This is a genomic window from Actinoallomurus sp. CA-150999, assembly GCF_050942425.1.
Taxonomy (GTDB): Bacteria; Actinomycetota; Actinomycetes; order Streptosporangiales; family Streptosporangiaceae; genus Actinoallomurus.
This window is the reverse complement of record NZ_CP192063.1, coordinates 4,309,219-4,327,650: the sequence shown is the minus strand read 5'-3', so window position 1 is coordinate 4,327,650 and position 18,432 is coordinate 4,309,219. Positions and strand designations below refer to the sequence as shown.

At 71.4% G+C, this 18,432-nt stretch carries 14 protein-coding genes; 7 read left to right on the top strand and 7 right to left on the bottom strand.

Going from position 1 to position 18,432, the window contains the following annotated elements:
* Positions 1–27: 27 nt before the first annotated feature.
* Complete coding sequence (locus tag ACQP2O_RS20285; protein WP_433187269.1) at positions 28–1,614, bottom strand: nucleoside hydrolase-like domain-containing protein; 1,587 nt, start codon at positions 1,612–1,614, stop codon at positions 28–30.
* Positions 1,615–2,077: 463 nt separating this feature from the next.
* Here ACQP2O_RS20285 and ACQP2O_RS20280 point away from each other — a divergent pair, with 463 nt between their 5' ends.
* Positions 2,078–2,692: a flavin reductase family protein gene (locus ACQP2O_RS20280; RefSeq protein WP_433187266.1), complete on the top strand. Its 615-nt coding sequence runs from the start codon at positions 2,078–2,080 to the stop codon at positions 2,690–2,692.
* A gap of 194 nt (positions 2,693–2,886) precedes the next feature.
* Here ACQP2O_RS20280 and ACQP2O_RS20275 read toward each other — a convergent pair whose 3' ends face one another.
* On the bottom strand, positions 2,887–5,907 hold the full coding sequence (locus tag ACQP2O_RS20275) for a glycoside hydrolase family 3 C-terminal domain-containing protein (RefSeq protein WP_433187263.1): 3,021 nt from the start codon (positions 5,905–5,907) through the stop codon (positions 2,887–2,889).
* A 242-nt stretch (positions 5,908–6,149) separates the two neighbouring features.
* On the opposite strand from ACQP2O_RS20275, the gene ACQP2O_RS20270 reads away from it, so the two are divergent.
* Both ACQP2O_RS20270 and ACQP2O_RS20265 read left to right on the top strand, forming a co-directional pair.
* Positions 6,150–8,816: a glycosyl hydrolase 2 galactose-binding domain-containing protein gene (locus tag ACQP2O_RS20270; RefSeq protein ID WP_433187260.1), complete on the top strand. Its 2,667-nt coding sequence runs from the start codon at positions 6,150–6,152 to the stop codon at positions 8,814–8,816.
* A gap of 115 nt (positions 8,817–8,931) precedes the next feature.
* Positions 8,932–9,792 carry an aldo/keto reductase gene (locus ACQP2O_RS20265; protein ID WP_433187257.1) on the top strand — a complete coding sequence of 287 codons (861 nt, stop codon included), beginning with the start codon at positions 8,932–8,934 and terminating at the stop codon, positions 9,790–9,792.
* Between the two features lie 21 nt (positions 9,793–9,813).
* Here the strand turns inward: ACQP2O_RS20265 and ACQP2O_RS20260 are convergent, their stop codons facing one another.
* Entirely contained in the window at positions 9,814–10,695 is an 882-nt protein-coding gene (locus ACQP2O_RS20260) for a polysaccharide deacetylase family protein (RefSeq protein ID WP_433187254.1), read from the bottom strand.
* 256 nt (positions 10,696–10,951) lie between these two features.
* Between ACQP2O_RS20260 and ACQP2O_RS20255 the strand changes: the two genes are divergently transcribed.
* Positions 10,952–12,490 (top strand): APC family permease, encoded by a 1,539-nt coding sequence (locus tag ACQP2O_RS20255; RefSeq protein ID WP_433187251.1) that lies wholly within the window; start codon positions 10,952–10,954, stop codon positions 12,488–12,490.
* 67 nt (positions 12,491–12,557) lie between these two features.
* Positions 12,558–14,129, top strand: a complete 1,572-nt coding sequence (locus ACQP2O_RS20250) for a phytoene desaturase family protein (protein WP_433187248.1) — start codon at positions 12,558–12,560, stop codon at positions 14,127–14,129.
* Between the two features lie 65 nt (positions 14,130–14,194).
* Here the strand turns inward: ACQP2O_RS20250 and ACQP2O_RS20245 are convergent, their stop codons facing one another.
* A complete protein-coding gene (locus ACQP2O_RS20245; protein WP_433187246.1) occupies positions 14,195–14,791 on the bottom strand; it encodes a TetR family transcriptional regulator C-terminal domain-containing protein in 597 nt (198 codons plus the stop codon).
* 32 nt (positions 14,792–14,823) lie between these two features.
* On the opposite strand from ACQP2O_RS20245, the gene ACQP2O_RS20240 reads away from it, so the two are divergent.
* Complete coding sequence (locus ACQP2O_RS20240) at positions 14,824–15,930, top strand: aromatic ring-hydroxylating oxygenase subunit alpha (RefSeq protein WP_433187243.1); 1,107 nt, start codon at positions 14,824–14,826, stop codon at positions 15,928–15,930.
* A gap of 92 nt (positions 15,931–16,022) precedes the next feature.
* Here the strand turns inward: ACQP2O_RS20240 and ACQP2O_RS20235 are convergent, their stop codons facing one another.
* Positions 16,023–16,832, bottom strand: coding sequence for an SDR family NAD(P)-dependent oxidoreductase (locus ACQP2O_RS20235; protein ID WP_433187240.1), 810 nt, complete (start codon positions 16,830–16,832; stop codon positions 16,023–16,025).
* Positions 16,833–16,891: 59 nt separating this feature from the next.
* Between ACQP2O_RS20235 and ACQP2O_RS20230 the strand changes: the two genes are divergently transcribed.
* The gene (locus ACQP2O_RS20230; protein ID WP_433187237.1) at positions 16,892–17,350 is read left to right on the top strand and encodes a MarR family winged helix-turn-helix transcriptional regulator; all 459 of its coding nucleotides are present in this window, start codon (positions 16,892–16,894) and stop codon (positions 17,348–17,350) included.
* Between the two features lie 21 nt (positions 17,351–17,371).
* Here the strand turns inward: ACQP2O_RS20230 and ACQP2O_RS20225 are convergent, their stop codons facing one another.
* Together ACQP2O_RS20225 and ACQP2O_RS20220 are read right to left on the bottom strand one after the other, a co-directional pair.
* Positions 17,372–17,701 (bottom strand): branched-chain amino acid transporter permease, encoded by a 330-nt coding sequence (locus ACQP2O_RS20225; RefSeq protein WP_433187234.1) that lies wholly within the window; start codon positions 17,699–17,701, stop codon positions 17,372–17,374.
* On the bottom strand, positions 17,694–18,428 hold the full coding sequence (locus tag ACQP2O_RS20220; RefSeq protein ID WP_433187231.1) for an AzlC family ABC transporter permease: 735 nt from the start codon (positions 18,426–18,428) through the stop codon (positions 17,694–17,696). Before ACQP2O_RS20220 ends, ACQP2O_RS20225 begins: the two co-directional genes overlap by 8 nt.
* Positions 18,429–18,432 lie beyond the last annotated feature (4 nt).

The window sequence follows — 18,432 nt, the reverse complement described above, 5'->3', positions numbered from 1 at the left end:
CTTCTTCCGTGACGCGGTGCCACGTATCTAGCGGACGGTGAAGACGACCCGCGCGTAGCGGGTCAGCGGCGCGCTTCCGGAGCCGGTCGCCGCGAGGATGAGGTGGACGGTCTGGCCGGGCTCGGCGCCGGCGGGAACGGTGACCTGAGCGCACTGGTGATCCGCGTTGGTGATCGTCACCGCGCCGGGGAAGGTTCCGGCCTCTCGGTACTGCGACCACCGCACGGTGACGGGCGTGCCATCGGGGTCGTGGGCGAGACCGCACACGGTCGTCGTCCGGCCGGCCTGGACCCGGCGGTCGGAACCACGCAGTGTGACCACCGGCTCGTGGTCGACGGCCTGACCGGGCGGGGTGACGCTCCACTTCAGGCGCGCGGCGAAGTCGTTCTGCGCGGCGGGGATCCAGCGCGTCCAGCCGTAGGAGCCGATCGGCGTCCCATCGGGACCGAGGTCGGAAGGCGCCGAGGTCCACAGGTTCGGGGTGGTGGTCTTCTGCACCAGCCGGCCGCCCCAGCCGCCCCAGGTCGGGTCGGGTTCGCTGCGCAGCCCGGTGTCGATCAGGTTCATGAAGGCCACGGTGTCGCCCTCGGACAGGAAGTCGTACTTCTTGCGGGGCGGCAGCCACTTCGGCGGGTTGTTCAAGTCGCCGAAGGTGTCCAGCGGGTCGCCGGGCGTGGACCGGCCGTCTCCCCAGACGAAGTACTGCGCTCCGAGCGGCCCGACATCCAGGATGTTCTTCTTGGTCCAGTCGGCGCCGAAGTAGTACTGCCACTGCGCCGGTACGGGGCTGCGGCCCTCGAAGTAGTAGCCCCAGGCGCTGTAGCCACCGCTGACGTCCCGCACCTGCAGCTTCGGCCAGTTGGGCGCGATGTACTGCGCGTAGGTGAGGTCCTGGAAGCCGCTGGCCACGATGACCGCCTTGGCCGAGACCTTGGCGTAGATCCGCTGCCACTGAGCGGTGCCGGCGTACTGGTCGTGGATCGACTGCAGCGCCCGCGCGATCGTGTTGGTGCCTCCCCATGCCTGCAGGTAGAGCGGCCGCGGGTCATTGTCGAGGAGGAGCTTTTTGATCAGATCCGAGCCGGCGGTGTCGTGCGACATCTCGCCCTCGAAGTCGATATTGCCGATCTTGGTCTTCGCCAGGAGCTCCTGAGGCGAGGGGTAGGCGCGGTCGTGGGCCCGCAGGTTGCGGTACACCCGCGCGTACTGGCCCAGCAGTCCCTGGATGATGCTCGTGCCGGTGAACCGCCAGGAGGTCTGCGGCGTGTTGTACTCACGGCGCGGGTTGGGCGAAAGGAACAGCGTCCCCTTCCCGTCGCCGGCCCAGTGATACACCGACGAGGAATAGACGATGCCCTGGGTGTCGAACTCGTCGGAATAGAGCAGGTAGCGGATCAGGGAGTCGTAGTCGTCCTGCTCCATGTCGGTGGTGACCACCGTGCGGGGCTTCTGCTCGCCCGGCTGGAGAGCAGACCCGGCGCGCGTCACCGCCGCGGACGCCGTACCGCTGAGCGCGGCCATACCCGCGCAGGTCACCGCTACCGCGGTCGCCGCGGCCGCGCCGATTCGCAGCCGCGGACCGCGGTCGAACCATGCACTCAGGGGCACCTTCATACGTCGTCTCCTCGAGGCGAGCCAGTCAGAGTGAATTTATATTCACACCTGAATTAACTTTCCTCGACGTTATCTACCTCCCCGTTACCGGCACTTCAAGATCTTGAAACATCTCTCCAGGCGTGGTAAGGCAGCCGCGTCACTTCGTGGCAGCCGAGGAGGCAGGCGGCACGTCGAGGCGCCCACCGCCGTCGCCGTCTTCCCGCACGACCTGGCCCGGCTACCGCGAAGCTGGGCCGAGCGCACGTACGACGTGACCCGCTACACCACGACACCCCGAGGCGGGCACGCACATGAGGAGCCGCGACCATTGGCCGACGACCTCACCGCGTTCTTCAGAACCTTGCGATGACAGCAGGGCGCCCCACGAACATGGCGCTGCTGGGTCGCTATTCCGAAACATTGTCCCTATTTGCCGCATTACGGGTATTTCATGGCGGTGTTACCGCACGAAGATATGACGGTGCGCGTCGACTATGACCCTGAGATCATGTCCGGCGTCGACTTCTACCGGCTGATGACGTCCCTCGTCATCCCCCGCCCGATCGCCTGGGTGTCGACCGTCACGCCGGACGGATCCACTGCGAACCTGGCCCCGCACTCGTTCTTTACCATCGCCAGCACGGATCCCCCGATCGTCCAGTTCGCCTCGATCGGCCGCAAGGATTCTCTGCGCAATGTCGAGGACACGGGCGAGTTCGTCGTGAACTTCTCCACCGAGCCGATGCTGGAGCTGATCAATCGGACCGCGACCGACTTCCCGCGGGCCATCAGCGAGTTCGACTACGCGGGCATCGAACGCGAACCGAGCCTCCACGTCCGGCCGCCCAGGGTGGCGGCCGCCCCCGTGGTCCTCGAATGCCGTTCACACGTCACCCTTCGCGTGGGCAACTCCACGCTCGTCCTGGGACGCGTACTCCATGCCGCCGTGCGCGAGGAGTACGTCGTCGACGGTCGGCCCCGCGCCGAACGGCTGCGTCCGCTCACCAAACTCGGCGGCGACGGCTGGGGCACGCTGGGCGACGTCCTGCACCTGTCCCGGATCCCCTACGAGGAGCCTCCGCCGGGCGAACACTGACGTACCTGACGGTGCGGTCGATGCGATCGGTCCGGCAGCGCCGACGCGGGTGGTGCGTCGATGGCACGGTGCAGGCGTCGCAGCGGTGCCGCGGACGGATGCGTGCCGCGCAGGGCGATGGCCGCCAGCGATCCACCGAACGCGCACAGGCCCGGGCTGGACGGACGTGACCGTCCGGCCCGGGTCCGGCTCGATCAGGGGTGCGCGGCGGCGCCGGGAGGCGCTGAGTCGTCGACGCTGACCGAGAACAGGCTCAGGTTGCCGACGGCCGGCAGGGTGACGTAGGCGAGCGTCTTGCCCGCCGGCAGCGGACGGACCTCGCCGTAGAGGCTGACGTCGTGCGGGCCCTTGCCGCCGGTGATCGGCTGGTTCCACTGGCCGGTCGACACGATCGAGCTGAGATCCGCCGGCGCGTTGCCGTACCAGTCGGCGAAGGCGATCGGCACGTCGGCCGACGTGCCGTCGGTGAACGTCGCCTTCAGCGTGCCGCGTCCCGCCCCGTTGTGGGCCGCGCCGAGGACGACCAGGGCCCGGCCGGTGCCGCCGACCTTGACCACCTGCCCGGACGCGCTGACCGCGTCCGGCGTGCCGGGGGCCTGTGCGGGGAACACGGTCGCGGCGGTGCCGACCTTCACCGTGCCGCCGGGGGTGACGCCGTCGGCCGCGAGGCTCTGCGCCGAGTAGCTGTACCCGCTGCCGTCGAAGTTGCCGGGACCGGGATCGCCGTTGGCGGTGACGCCGACGGTGTCGGCGGCGGCCGCCATCGAGGCGTACGGCACGTTCAGCCGCGTCGTCCGGGTGGCCGACATCCGTCGGCCGGCCACGCGTCCGCTGAGGGTGACGGCCAGGCCGGTCGCGCCCTGCACGGCGCCGGCCGGCACCGTGACGCGGAAGGTCCGGCTCGCCCGCCGGCCGGCCTGGACCGTCCCGATGTGACTCGTCTGCGGGGCGACGCGCCAGCCGGCCGGTGCGGAGACCTTGAGCGCGGCCGAGGTGAGCGGGACGTCGGACAGGTCGCCGACTTTCACGGTCGCCGTGTAGGTGGTCCCGGGCTCGACGACGCCGGGCAGCTCGGCGATCTCGACGCGGACCGGACCGTCGGTCTTCCGGACCCGGTACGTGGCGTGCAGCGGCAGCGAGGCCGAGGAGCCACCGACCGCGATCGGGTAGGAGCCGTCCTGGACGGTGAAGGCCTGGGCGCCGCTGTCCCAGTAGGACAGCTCCCGCGGGTTCACCGTGAGGGTGACCGTCTTGGTCTCGTGCGGGGCGAGCTCGACCTTGCCGAAGGCGCCCAGTTCCTTGGGCGCGGTCGGCGCCAGTGTGTCCGGTTTGCCGACGTACACCTGCGGCGCCTCGGCGCCCGCCCGGTCGCCGGTGTTGGTGATCTTGAACGACACGGTCACCGGGTCGCGCGAGTCGCCCGAGGAGTGGCGGAGCCGCAGGTCGCCGTAGCGGAAGCGGGTGTAGGACAGGCCGTGGCCGAACGGGAACAGCGGGGTCTCGTCGTGCTGGTCGTACCACCGGTAGCCGACGTAGACGCCCTCGGAGTAGGAGGTCTCGCCGTCGATGCCGGGGTACTGCGCCGGCGTGCCGACCGGCGTCTGCGTGTTGCTCGCGGGCCAGGTCTGCGGCAGCTTGCCGGAGGGGTTCACGTCGCCCCACAGCAGTTGCGCGGTGGCCGCGCCGCCCCGGGCGCCCGGGTACCAGGTCTGCAGCACGCCTTCGACCTGCTTCAGCCAGGGCATGAGCACCGCCGAACCGGTCTGCAGCACGACCACGGTGTGCGGATTGGCCTTCGCCACCGCGTCGACGAGGGCGTCCTGGTTGCCCGGCAGACTCAGGTCGACCCGGTCGCTGCCCTCGGCCTCACCGTCCTTGACGAACACCAGGGCGACCTGGGCCGACTTCGCGGTCGCCGCCGCCTGGCCGAGGTCGGAGCCGTCCGCGTAGGAGACGGTGGCCGACGAACCGGCGCGGGAGACGATGGCGTCGTAGGCGTTGTCCATCGACAGCGGGTTGACCTTGCTGCTGCCTCCGCCCTGGGCGGAGGCCTTCGCCGGGGCGCCGATGACGGCGATGTCATGCGCCGAGGAGCCCAGGGGCAGGACGTTCCCGTCGTTCTTCAGCAGCACCGCGCTCTGCGCCTCGATCCGCTGGGCGACCGCGTTGTCGGCGTCCTGGTCGATCGGGCCGCGGGCGGTGGTGTCGCGGTCGAACAGCCCGAACCTGAACAGCACTTTGAGCGTCTCGCGCACCCGGGCGTCGATGTCGGCCATCGTGATCGAGCCCTTGTCCAACGCGGCCCGCACGTTGGGCAGGGTGTTGAACACCCCGGCCGGCAGCTCGACGTTCAACCCGTCCCTGATCGACGTGGTGGCGTGCGTGGCCGGGTAGTCGGACACCACGAAGCCGGTGAAGCCCAGCTGCGAGCGCAGCGACCCGAGAGTCTCGCTGTCGTCGCAGGCGTACACGTCGTTGATCCGGTTGTAGGAGCACATCGCCGCTCCGGGCCTGCCGTCGGCGACGGCCACGCCGAAGTTCTTCTCGTAGATCTCGTGCAGCGTGCGGTCGTCCATGTTCGCCGACACGGTCTTGCGGTTGGTCTCCTGGTTGTTGGCGACGTAGTGCTTCACCGTGGCGATCACGCCGTGGCGCTGGATGCCGCGGACGTCCGCGCCGGACAACGTGCCGGACAGGTACGGATCCTCGCTGAAGTACTCGAAGTTACGGCCGTTCACGGGGACGCGCTGGATGTTCTGGCCCGGGCCGAACACCACGTCTTGGCCGAGCGCCCGGGCGTCGCCGCCGAGCACCGAGCCGTACTCCTCGGCGAGCCGGGGGTCGAAGCCGGCCGCGAGGGCCGACGGGGACGGCAGCGCGGTGCTCTTGTCGACGCGGTCGCGCACACCGGCCGGGCCGTCGGTCATCGTGATGCCGGGAACGTGCAGCCGCGGAATCGGCGCGATGTACCCGACGGTGGGAACCGGGGCGCCCGCACTTCCGTGCAGCATGTTCACCTTGTCGGCAAGCGTCATCGCCGCGAGCAGTTCGTCCGCCCGTGACGACGGGCTCTGTGCCGCGTTCATCCACGGCTGTCCGGCGTCGGCCGACGCGGACTGAACGGGGACGAGCAGCCCTCCGGCGGCGATCGCCACGCCGGCGATCGCCGCCCACAGGCGCCGGGGCCCGCGCCCGTGGGCATGTGTTCTGGTCATGTTTCGACGCACATCCTTGGCGGGGTGAGTGGTCGGTGAGGTGGATGCGTCGGTAGTCAGGAGGCCTACCGAAATGATCAAGGTAGGTTCGCCGCCAATTCACCGTCAAGATCTTGAATTTCACGCTTTGCGACGTTAAGAGCCGTCGGTTACGGAAGCCTTGACCATCGATACAGAAGGCGGTTAGCTTTGTTAGGGAGCCTTCCTAACAGTTCCGTCCTGACCCCCGCCGGAGGAACTCGATGACCGCAGGACGCGCCCGTGCTCTCCTCTGTTCCCTCTGGGCCTGTGCCCTCGTACTGGCCCTCGGCGGCGCGGCCGCCGCGGCGCGGGCCCCGTCCGCGCCGGGCCCGATCACCCGGATCTCCGCCGGCTCGGGCTCCGCGACCGCCCTGGCCGGATACCGGATCCAGTCCTCGGCCAAGGTGACGGACTCCGGTGCCGCCATCTCGACCCCGGGTTACGCCGGCGCGTCCGGCTGGTACTCGGCCGGTCCGCGCTCGACCGTCCTGGCCGCGCTCCTCGGGAACGGCAAGTACGGTGACCCGTTCTACTCGACCGCGCTGAAGTCCATCCCGGCGAGCGACTTCACCGTGCCGTGGTGGTACCGGGCGGACTTCACCCTCGGCTCGGAAGCGGACCTGCACACCTTCCTCGACTTCAGCGGCGTCATCTCCAGCTTGGACGTCTGGGTCAACGGCACGCGGGTGGCGACCGCCGCGCAGACCGCCGGCGCCTATCCCCGGTACCAGCCGGACATCACCGCGCTCGTACACCCGGGCACCAACTCCGTGGCGTTCTCGGTGAACCCCAACGACCCGGACAAGAACCTCACGACCGGCTGGATCGACTGGGTGCAGTCGCCGCCCGACCACAACATGGGCCTGTTCCGGGACGTGTTCGTCCGGCGCAGCGGCGCCGTGGCGCTGGGCAACGCCCACGTCACGACGAAGCTCGCCGTGCCCGCGCTGGACAAGGCCGACCTGACCGTCAAGGTGGACGCCCGGAACGACTCCTCCGCGACGGTGCAGGCGACGGTCGCCGGCACCGCCGGCCCGGCCTCCTTCTCCCAGGACGTGTCCCTCGCGGCCCACGAGACCAAGACGCTGACGTTCACCGCGTCGATCGCGAACCCGAAGGTCTGGTGGCCGTACGGGATGGGCGGCCAGCCGCTCTACGACCTCGACCTCACGGCCACCGCGGGCGGGACCGCGACCGACACGGCGCACGAGCGCTTCGGCGTCCGCGACGTGCGCTCCGCACTGAACGCCGACGGCGCCCGCACGTACACGATCAACGGCAGGCCGCTGCTCATCCGCGGCGGTGGCTGGTCGCCCGACCTGTTCCTGCGCCCCGACCGCACCTACCTCGAGGACCGGATCCGCTACACGCGTGACCTCGGGCTCAACACGATCCGGCTGGAGGGGCACCTGGAGCCGGACGACTTCTTCGACCTGGCCGACGAGTACGGCATCCTGACCCTGCCCGGCTGGGAGTGCTGCGACAAGTGGCAGAGCCTGAGCGGCTGGAGCAGCGCGGACCACACCGTCGCGAAGGCGTCGATGGCCGCCGAGGCCGCGCGGCTCCGCGACCGCCCGAGCGTCATCTCCTTCCTGATCGGCAGCGACGAGGCGCCGACCAAGCAGGTGGAGCAGGAGTACGTCGACGCGCTGAAGGCGGCGGACTGGCCGAACCCGATCGTCCCGGCCGCGTCGGACGCGTCCGCGCCGATCACGGGCTCATCCGGGATGAAGATGACCGGACCGTACGACTGGGTCCCGCCGAACTACTGGTACACCAAGAAGGAGGGCGGAGCGTACGGCTTCAACTCCGAGACGAGCGCGGGCCCGGACGTGCCGACCCTCGACACGCTCCACCGGATGATGAGCTCGAGCGAGCTCGACTCGCTGTGGAAGGACCCCTCCGCGAAGCAGTACCACCGCTCGCCGTCCAGCACGTTCGGCACCCTGAAGATCTTCGACAACGCGCTCATCGGCCGCTACGGCAAGCCGACGAGCCTGGAGGACTACGTACGCAAGGCACAGCTCGCCCAGTACGAGGCGGTGCGCGCGCAGTTCGAGGCGTACGGCCGGAACTTCACCGACTCCTCCAATCCGTCCACGGGCGTCGTCTACTGGATGCTGAACAGCGGCTGGACCTCCCTGCACTGGCAGCTGTTCGACTACTACCTCGACCAGGGCGGCTCCTACTACGGCGCCAAGGAGGCGAACCGGCCGCTGCACGCGCAGTACTCCTATGACGACCGGTCGGTCGCCGTGGTGAACTCGGGCCACGGCACGGCGTCGGGCCTCACCGTGAAGGCCGACGTGTACAACCTCGACGGCACCTCCAAGTACTCGAAGACCGCGACCGTGAGCGTGCCCGGCGACGGCGGCCGTACGACGGCGCTGACCCTCCCCTCGTCGATCAGCGGCCTGTCCACGACCTACCTGGTGCGCCTGACGGTCGCCGGCCAGGACGGCCGCGAGATCGACCGCAACGTGTACTGGCTGTCCACCAAGAAGGACGTCATCGACTGGTCGAAGAACGACTGGTACTACGTGCCGACGTCGAGCTACGCCGACCTCAGCGGGCTGTCGGGCATGGCGACGACGACGGTGAGCGCGGCGGTCTCCTCGGCGGCGTCCGCGGACGGCACCACCACGACCACGGTGACGCTCAAGAACACGGGCACGGGCAAGGTGCCGGCGTTCTACCTCGACGCCCACGTCGTCGACGCGTCCGGCAAGCCCGTGCTCCCGGTGCGGTGGTCGGACGACGCGGTCAGCCTGTGGCCCGGCGAGTCGACGACGCTGACCGCCACCTACCGCACGTCCGACCTGCACGGATCGGCGGCCGGCGTCCGCGTCTCCGGCTGGAACGTGGCCACCCGGACGGTCACCGGGTGACGAATGCCCGGGTCTGACCGGATCCGCGCGGTGGCGTAGCGTGTACGTCACCGCGCGGGCCGTTCCCCGACGAGGCGTCGGCGCAACGCGTTCGCCTGTCCTCGGAGGGTCGCAGGTGCCGATCGAAACAGCGGAGTTCGGGCGTACCGGTCACGACAGCACGCGCGTCATCTTCGGCGCCGCGGCGCTGGCCGCGGTGTCCCAGAGCGTCGCGGACCAGACCTTCGACGTGATCCTCGAGCACGGGATCAACCACATCGACGTGGCCGCCTCCTACGGCGAGGCGGAGGTGCGGCTCCGGCCGCTGCTGCAGCGGGAACCTGACCGGTTCTTCCTGGCGACCAAGACCGGCGAGCGCACGGCGACGGGCGCGCGCGAGGAGCTTCACCGGTCGCTGGACCGCCTCGGCGTCGACCACGTCGACCTGTGGCAGCTGCACTCCCTGGCCGACCCGATCGAGTGGGACATCGCCCTCAGCCCCGGCGGGGCGCTCGAGGCCGCCCTGGCTGCGCGGGAGGAAGGGCTCGTGCGGTGGATCGGCGTGACCGGCCACGGCACGCAGATCGCGGCGAGCCACCGGCGGAGCCTGGAGAGGTTCGACTTCGACTCGGTCCTGCTGCCGTACAACTACCTCACCCTGCGCAATCCCTACTACGCGGACAACTTCGAGGCGCTGTACCGGACGTGTCGGGAGCGGCGGGTGGCGATGCAGACGATCAAGTCGATCGCGCTGCGCCCGTGGATGGGCCGCCCGCACACCCGGTCCACCTGGTACGAACCGCTGGAGCGGCAGGACGACATCGACCTCGCCGTCTGGTGGGCGCTCAGCCGGCCCGGCGTCTTCGTCAACAGCGTCGGCGACGTCGACCTGCTGCCCCGCGTCCTCGACGCCGCCTCCCGTTTCGGCGAGGCACCCGACGACGCCGCGATGGACGCCCTGGTCCAGCGGTCCCAGGCCGAGCCGCTGTTCGTCTGATCCCGCCCCTGGCGGCGGCCGTCAGTGCAGTGCGTCGGAGAGGCGCACGAAGTGGTGGCCGGCCGCCAGCAGGTGGGGCACGGCGGCGGAGATGCCCTCCGCCGTGCCACCCTTGGGCTGGTTCATGTGGCAGATCACGATCGAGCCGTCGGCGGCGGACCCGACGGCGTGGTGGACCTCCGCCGGGGTGAACGTGGCGCCCGCGTCGCCGTTGACGCTGAAGCCGACGAAGCGCTCCCCGAGGTCGGTGACGATCCGCGCCGCCACGTCGTCGCAGTACGCGGTGCCGGACCGGAAGAAACGCGGCGGGGAGCCCAGCAGCCGGGTCAGCTTGAGATGGTTGCCGGCGACCTCGTCGTACACCTCACCGGCGTTGTGCGTGCCGGCGATGCCGTACGCCGATCGCCCGGTGACCGACAGCGGACGGTGCCGGGTGCCGTGGTTGGCGATCTCGAACAGCGGTTCCCGGGCCAGCCGGCGGAAGACCGCCGGGTTGGCGTCGATCCAGCGGGAGTTGATGAAGAGCGTCGCCGGCACCTCCCGCCGGCGCAGGAAGTCGATCAGCTTGTGGTCGTAGCCGCTCCCGCCCGGCCCGCCGCAGGCGTCGAAGGTCAGCGCGATCGCACCTCGGGTGGGCAGTGCGCGCACCGTCCCGGGCGCGCCGAACCCCCAGGTGTGCGGCTTCAGCCGCCCGTAGCGGGCCACCACCTCCGAACGCGTCAGCGTGTGGGCGGCGGCCGGCCGCGAGGTGAGGCTCCGCCCGCCGCTACCAGCCCCGGGACCGGGCGTCCCGCCGGCCCTGCCACCGCGAGCGGTGCCGGACGGGCCCGCGCAGCCGGCGAGCGCGCTCGCCGCCATGGCCGCCAGGACCGCACGGCGGCTGGGAGGCATTCGGTGGTCCACGCCGCAATCATGGTGCGTGCGGCGTTCACGCCAGGTTAAGCAGCGACGGGTGTCGGCCGGCGCGCCCTGCTCGATGGATGCCCGACCGCGTCGCCCCCGCGCGCCTGCTCGCGGCCGAGTGGCGGCGGGCCTGACGGGTAGTCATGCGGAAGCGGTTCCACCCCCTTCCCAAATCCGGCCGGCTGGAGTAGACAGACGGGGAAACTGATCGGCGAATCAGTATCGGGGGCGCCGGACCGGCAGAGAGGCGATGCCAATGGCCGCGATCCCCGACGACTTCACCGGCCGCTGGGAACACGAGAAGACCCACCTGCGGAAATCCTTCTTCCGGCTCGACATCGCGGCGTTCCTGATCTGCGCCCTGGTCGGCCTCGACACGCTCGGCACGGTCGCGGCCAAGGGCCCGCAGGGCCTGGTCTGGCTGCTGTTCCTGGCAGTGTTCTTCTTCCTGCCGTACGGGCTGCTCGTCGCCGAGCTCGGGTCCTCGTTCCCGTTCGAGGGCGGGCCGTACGTGTGGACGAAGCTGGCGTTCGGCCGGTTCACCGCAGGGGTCAACCAGGTGCTCTACTGGCTCTCCAACCCGGTGTGGCTCGGCGGCACGCTCACCATCGTCGCCGTCACCACGTGGGAGAAGTTCTTCTTCGATCTGCCGGGCGCCTGGAAGTACCTCGCCGGCGCGATCTTCATCTGGATCGGCGCGCTCGCGGTGCTGCTGGCATTCCGCGTCGGCAAGTGGCTGCCCACCATCGGGGCGGTCGCGCGCGTCGTCCTGATCGGCACCTTCCTCTTCTCGGTGATCCTCTATGGCGCGAAGCACGGCGTCCACCTGCGCGGACGCGATTTCAAGCCCAGCTACGTCGGCTTCGTCGGGCTGGTCCCGATACTCGTCTACAACTATGTCGGCTTCGAGTTGCCCAGCACGGCGGCCGAGGAGATGACCGCCCCGCAGCGGGACGTGCCCTTCGCCATCGCCCGCTCCGGGGTCCTCGCGGTGCTCCTGTACGGCGCGCCGATCCTCGGCACTCTCCTGGTGCTGCCGGGCTCGGCCATCGGCAGTCTGGGCGGGTTCGTCGACGCGTGCAAGGCCGTGTTCACGGTGTACGGCGGGCACGTCGCGGCCAACGGTTCGGTAACGCTGACCGGCGCGGGCTCGGTGATGGGCAAGATCGCCGCGATCGGCCTCATCATCGGGGTGCTGACCAGCGGAGTCACCTGGTCGATGGGCGGTGACCGCGCTCAGGCGGTGGCGTGCGCCGACGGCGCGGGGCCGGCGTTCCTCGGGAAATTCTCCGCGCGTTTCGGCACGCCGATCCGGGTGAACCTCCTGTCGTCCGTGCTGTCCACGGTCGTCATGGTGGCGGCGTTCCTGATCACCAAGGGCGACACGCAGAAGTACTTCTCCGCCGTGCTCGGACTGGCCATCTCCACCACCTTCATCTCCTACATGCTCGCCTTCCCGAGCCTGTACGTCCTGCGGCGCAAGCTGCCGGAGGTCGAGCGGCCGTACCGCTCCCCCGTCGCGGGCCTGGTCGCGGCGCTGCCGACGTTCTTCGTGGTGTTCACCCTCGTCCAGCTCGTGTGGCCGGGGCTGGGGGTGGGGTGGTTCGGCACGTCGGGTGACCCCGCCGGCTCGCTGCCGTCGGGCTTCGCGCACGACCGGCTCGGCTACCTGCTGAGCCAGCTGGTGCCGCTCGCCCTGTGCGTCGGCCTCGGCGTGCTGTTCTACGTCCTCGGAACGCCGACGCGGCGGACACGCCGGGCGGAGCCGGAGCACGGCGACGTGGCGAACCGGTGAGCACCCGCGCCCTTGTCCGGTCCCGGGGCGCGGCGGATACTGACTCGAGAATCAGTAAGGAGTCGCCATGTACGACGTCGTGGTGGTCGGCGGTGGGCACAACGGCCTCGTGGCCGCCGCCTACCTGGCAAAGGCGGGGCTGCGGGTCTGCGTCTGCGAGGCGCGCGAGGTGGTCGGCGGGGCCGCGGTGAGCGAGCATCCCTTCGGCCCGGACTACACGGTCACGTCCCTGTCGTACGTGGTGAGTCTGCTGCCGCCCGCCCTGGTCCGCGACCTGGGGCTCGACCGGCACGGCTACCACGTGTACCCGCAGGGCCCGTACTTCGCGCCGCGCGCCGACGGCGGGCACCTGCGGCTGCCCGACGACCCGGCGCGGCGCCGGGAGGAGATCGAGCGCTTCTCCTCCAAGGACGCCGCCGCGTACGAGCGGTGGGAGTCCTGGATGGGCGAGCTGGGACGGCTCCTCGGCCCGCTGCTCGACCAGATCCCGCCGAAGCTCGGCTCGCACCGGCCCGCCGACCTCCTCCGGCAGGCCGGGCTGCTGCGCACCCTGCGCGGCGTGGACGAGCGCTCGGCGGTCGACATCACCCGGATCCTGACCGACAGCATCGCCGACCTGGTGGAGGACTTCTTCGACTCGGACGCGATGCGGGGCGTGCTGTCGGTGTCCGGCGTCATCGGCACCTGGGCGGGGCCCCGGTCCGCCGGGACGGCGTACGTCATGCTGCACCACCACGTCGGCGAGACCGCGTGGGGGTTCCCGCGCGGCGGCATGGGAGGGGTGACCCGGGCGCTGGCCGCGGCCGCCCGCAGGTTCGGCGCCGAGATCCGCACGGCCGCGCCGGTGGCCCGCATCGACGTCCGCTCCGGCCGGGCCACCGGCGTCACGCTGGAGTCCGGCGAGGAACTGACGGCCGACACGGTCATCACGACGGCGCACCCGAAGATCTCGTTCCTGCGGCTCCTCGAGCGCCGGGACCTGCCGGCGGACTTCGTCGCGGACATCGAGCGCTGGAAGACCCGCAGCGGCACCGTCAAGATCAACCTGGCGGTGGACCGGCTGCCGGAGTTCCGCGGGATCTCCGGGTTCGACCCGGAGGTGCACGGCGGCACGATCGTGCTCGCCGAGTCCCTCGACGACATCGAGGGCGCCTTCCAGGACGCCGTGGCGGGCCGGGCCGCCACGCTGCCGTTCGCCGACGTGTGCGTCCCCAGCGTGTTCGACGACTCACTGGCGCCCGAGGGGCACCACATCGTGTCGATGTTCACCCAGTGGGTGCCGCACACTTGGCACACCGCGCAGCCCGCGGCGGAGCTCGAGGCGTACGCCGACCGGATGGTCGCCCGGATGGAGGCGGTCGCGCCGGGCTTCACCTCGTCGGTCCTGCACCGGCAGGTGATCGGGCCGTACGACATGGAGCACCGGTACAACCTCATCGGCGGCAACATCTTCCACGGCGAGCTGACGCCGGGCCAGATGTTCCACGCGCGCCCGGCGGCCGGCTACGCCGACCTGCGCACGCCGATCAAGGGGCTCTACCAGGCCGGCTCGGCCACGCACGGAGGCGGCGGCGTCACCGGGGTGCCCGGCCGCAACGTCGTCGCGCAGGTGCTCAAGGACCGCCGGAGGCGCCGGTGACCCGGCCAGGGCGTGTCGCATGGATCCGCCGTCCGGCTGCGCGCCGCTCGCTCACGGGCCACGCGCTAGAGGGACTCGAGGCCGAGCTCGCGGGCGGCCTGCTCGTACGCCCACGCCTCGGCCTGTTTGCGGGTCAGCACGCCGCGGTGCACCGTCGTCTGCACCGACAGCCCGTCGATCAGCGCGGTGATGCGCCACGCCGCGGCCTCCGGGTCGGCGCAGGAGAACTCCCCCGCCGCGACGCCCTCCGCGATGATCCCCACGATCGTGTCGCGCCACCGCAGGTCGAGGCGGCGGCAGACCCGGCGCAGCTCGGGCTCGCGCAGGGCGGCCGACCAGCCGTCGATCCACAGCCGCCAGCCCGGCGCCGCCGACCCGCTGGGGTGGTAGAGGCGCAGCGCCCGTACGAGCCGCCGCCGCGCGGAGCCGCCCGACCCGGCGACCTCGGCGAGCCGGTCGAGGTCGCGGCGCGCCGCGTACGCGAACGCCTCGGCGACCAGGCGGTCCTTGGAGCGGAAATGGTAGAAGACGAGCGCGGTGCTGACCCCGAGTGCGGCGGCCACGTCGGCGACCCGTACGGCCGCGACGCCGCGCTCGGCGATCTGGGCGACGGCGGCGCGCAGGATCTCCTCGCGCCGGTCGAGGGCGGTCAACCGAGCCACGCGCCGACACTATCCCGGCCGGGAGGTCCCCGATGAGGTCGTGGCCGCCCGCCCCGTTCGGCGACGAGGACCTGGAGGACGCGCTCCGGCCGTTCGGCGAGGCGACGATGCTGCCGGGCCGCGCGTACACGGCGCCGGAGGTGCTCGCCTGGGAGCGGCGGCACCTGTTCGCCGGCACGTGGAGCTGCCTGGGGCGGGCGGAGGAGCTGCTGCCCGACGGGGTGACGCAGCGCGGCGTCGTCGTGGGCGACGTGCCGGTGCTGCTCACGCCGGAGGGGGCCTTCGCGAACACGTGCCGGCACCGCGGCCACGAACTGCTGCCCGACGGCGGCAGTGGAACGCGCGACCTCGTCGTCTGCCCGTACCACGCGTGGGCGTACCGGCTCGACGGCAGTCTGCGCGGCGCGCCGGGCTTCACGGTGACCGGGTACGACCTGCCGCGCCTGCCGCTCACCGTCTGGCACGGCTGGGCGTTCGTCAACGCCACCGGCGACGCGCCGCCGTTCGCCGAGCACGCCGGGGCGCTGACCGCGCTGGTGGAGCCGTACGCGCCGGAGAGACTGAGGCTCGCCGCCCGGCACGAGTACGACGTGCGGGCGAACTGGAAGGTGATCGTCGAGAACTACCACGAGTGCTACCACTGCCCGCTGATCCATCCGGAGCTGTGCGCGGTGTCGCCGCCCGCGAGCGGCGACAACTACGACCTGCCGGGCGCGTGGGTCGGCGGGTCGATGGACCTGCGCGACCACGCGGAGACCATGTCGCTGGACGGCCGGTCGGGCGGCGCCTTCATCCCGGGCGCCGAACGCCGCCGGGTGCACTACTTCGGCTTGGTCCCCGACCTGCTGATCTCGCTGCACCCGGACTACGTCATGGCCCATCGGCTGCGGCCGCGCGCGCCGGACCGCACCACGATCGAGTGCTCCTGGTACGTCCCGGAGGAGGCCGGCGACGCCGGCTACGCGGTGGAGTTCTGGGATCGGACGAACCGCCAGGACTGGGCCGCGTGCGAGTCGGTGCAGCGCGGCCTGGCCTCCCCGCATTTCCGGCCCGGTCCCTTCGCCCCGAGCGAGGACGCCGTGCACGCGTGGGTGGAGATGCTCGCGCGCGCCTACCAGGGCGTCCCCGTCTGGGCGTGACACCGGGCGCCGTTGGCCGACCGTGGCGTTCGCCCCAAGGCTCGGGACGCGGTCAGCCGACCTCGACGCTCGCCCCGAGGCTCCGGGCGCTGTCAGCCGACCTTGACGCTCGCCCCGAGGCTCCGGCCGCCGTCGACGCTGAGGTACGCGCCGGTGACCTGGCGGGCGCCGTCGGCGACGAGCATGGCGACCACCTCGGCGACGTCCTCGGGCTGGGAGACGCGCCCCAGAGGAGTCTCGGCTTCGGCTCGGGCGATCCAGGACGCCTGGTGCTCGCCGGAGTTGGCGTCGGTGGGCACGAGGCCCGGCGCGACGGTGTTGACGAGGATCCCGTCCGGGCCGAGTTCACGGGCCAGCACCAGGCCCAGCGTGTCCTGGGCGGACTTGGCCACGGCGATCTCGGCCATACCGGGGCCGCCGCCGGCGCGGGATCCGCTCGCCCCGATGAGGATGATGGACCCGCCGCCGCGGGCGCGCATGCCCGGGACCACGAGGTGGCAGCAGTTCAGGGTGCAGGCGAGTTGGACGGTGGCCCGCCCCTGGATCGCCGCGACGGACTCCCAGGAGTCGACCGTCGGCCGCCGCCGGATGTCCGACGTGTTGCCGAACGCGTTGCACACGAGGATGTCGATCTCGCCCAGTTCGCCGGCGGCCTCGCGGACGACCCGCTCGGCCGCGGCGGGGTCGCCGACGTCGCCCTGGACGGCGACCGCGCGCGACCCCGCCGCCTCGATGTCGGCCACCACCTGTCCGGCCGGCTCCGGGCTGTTCACGTAGTTCACCGCGACCGCCGCGCCGTAGCCGCCCAGTGTGCGGGCGATGGCGGCGCCGATCCCCCGGCTGGCCCCGGTGACCAGCGCGACCCGGCCGGTCAACGATCCGTGTCCACTCGGTACGCCCATGCTCTTCCCTCTCCTAGATCGACAGGATCCTGTCGAAAATCTAGCACTAGGGTACGGGCATGGACCAGCAACCGGCCCTGGACCGCCGAGACGCCGGCGGCGATCTGATCACCGCACTGATCGACGAGGTCTTCCTGCTCAACGGCAGACTCCTGCGCGCGGGCGACGCGCTGACCGCCGAGTTCGGTCTCACCAGTGCCCGCTGGCAGGTCCTCGGAGCCATCGGCGACGGGCCCGCGACCGCCGCTGCGATCGCCCGCCGGCGCGGCCTGCGCCGGCAGAGCGTGCAGGAGATCGTGACGCGCCTGCGCGCGGACGGACTGGTCGAGGCCCGGCCCAACCCGGGCGACCGCCGCGCCCCGCTGGTCGCCCTCACCCCCAGGGCCGAGCGGCTCCTGACCACGATCAAGCCCGCGCAGGCCCGCTGGGCGAACCAGCTGGGATCCACACTCACCGCCGAACAGCTCGCCACCGCCGTCGAGGTCCTCGCGGCCGTCCGCGCGATGATCGACGACTGAGCCGCCCGCCCGGCCTCGCCGTCAGTGGGCGAAGAGCGTGCTGGCCAGGGCCACGTGGACGGTGGTGCCGGCGAGGATGCTCAGCAGGGCGTTGCGCCGCCACAGGTGCAGGCCGACGGTGACGGTCAGGGCCACCAGCGGGGCGAGTGCGCGCGCGTGGGTCACTGGCAGGTCGCGCAGGCAGTAAACGAACAGGATCACCATGACGCCGGCCGGCATGCGGGCGCTGAGGTAGTGGACGGTCCTGCTCGCGCGCAGGGGCGCCAGTGCGGTGAAGGGCAGCGCGCGCAGCGCCCAGGTGATGGCCGCGGACACGGCGACCGCGGCGATCAGGTAGCGGGTGTCAGGCATGGCTCAGCCTCTCGCCGGTGAGCAGGCGGCGGGCCAGGAGCCCGGCGGTGAACAGGGTGAAGGCGGCGAGCAGCATCTGGCCTGGGAGGAAGAGGCGGGCCGCCAGCGCGCTGAGCAGCGCGAGGACGGGGGTGGGCAGGTCGCCGCGCCGCGCCCGGACGGCGTCGAGGGCCAGGACGGTGAACAGGGCGGTCATGGCGAAGTCCAGGCCGGTGACGCGCTGAGGTATCAGCGAGCCGAGCAGGGCGCCGACGGTGGCGCCGCCGACCCAGTACAGGTGCAGGAACACCTGGAGCCACCGGATCCGCCTGCCGGACCACGAGCGGGCCTGCTCGCTCGTGGTCAGAGCGTATGCCTCGTCGGTCAGGGCGAAGGTGCCGTAGGCCTTGGCTGCTCGGCCCCGGACCCGGTGCAGGGGGAAGGACAGTGCGTAGAAGACGTGCCGGACGTTGACCAGGAAGGCGGTCAGCGCGATCGTCGCCAGCGCGGCCGGTGCGGCGACCAGGCCGACGAGCAGGAACTCGAACGATCCGGCGTAGATGACGGTGGTGAACACGCTCGCCCACCACCACGCGAGACCGGAATGGGTGACGAACACCCCGAAGGCGAGGCCGAGCGGGAGCAGTCCCAGCCCCACGGACCCGGAGTCCTTGAGCGCGGCCCGCATCTCGGACGCCGCTCGGGGCGCGGCGGCGGGCCGCGGGGGATCGTCGACGACACATTCCATACCA

Excerpts from the sequence above, each read along its gene's own strand:
- ACQP2O_RS20285 (WP_433187269.1), bottom strand. The coding sequence starts at position 1,614 with ATGAAGGTGCCCCTGAGTGCATGGTTCGACCGCGGTCCGCGGCTGCGA.
- ACQP2O_RS20275 (WP_433187263.1), bottom strand. The coding sequence starts at position 5,907 with ATGACCAGAACACATGCCCACGGGCGCGGGCCCCGGCGCCTGTGGGCG.
- ACQP2O_RS20270 (WP_433187260.1), top strand. The coding sequence starts at position 6,150 with ATGACCGCAGGACGCGCCCGTGCTCTCCTCTGTTCCCTCTGGGCCTGT.
- ACQP2O_RS20255 (WP_433187251.1), top strand. The coding sequence starts at position 10,952 with ATGGCCGCGATCCCCGACGACTTCACCGGCCGCTGGGAACACGAGAAG.
- ACQP2O_RS20250 (WP_433187248.1), top strand. The coding sequence starts at position 12,558 with ATGTACGACGTCGTGGTGGTCGGCGGTGGGCACAACGGCCTCGTGGCC.
- ACQP2O_RS20240 (WP_433187243.1), top strand. The coding sequence starts at position 14,824 with ATGAGGTCGTGGCCGCCCGCCCCGTTCGGCGACGAGGACCTGGAGGAC.
- ACQP2O_RS20235 (WP_433187240.1), bottom strand. The coding sequence starts at position 16,832 with ATGGGCGTACCGAGTGGACACGGATCGTTGACCGGCCGGGTCGCGCTG.
- ACQP2O_RS20230 (WP_433187237.1), top strand. The coding sequence starts at position 16,892 with ATGGACCAGCAACCGGCCCTGGACCGCCGAGACGCCGGCGGCGATCTG.
- ACQP2O_RS20225 (WP_433187234.1), bottom strand. The coding sequence starts at position 17,701 with ATGCCTGACACCCGCTACCTGATCGCCGCGGTCGCCGTGTCCGCGGCC.
- ACQP2O_RS20220 (WP_433187231.1), bottom strand. The coding sequence starts at position 18,428 with ATGGAATGTGTCGTCGACGATCCCCCGCGGCCCGCCGCCGCGCCCCGA.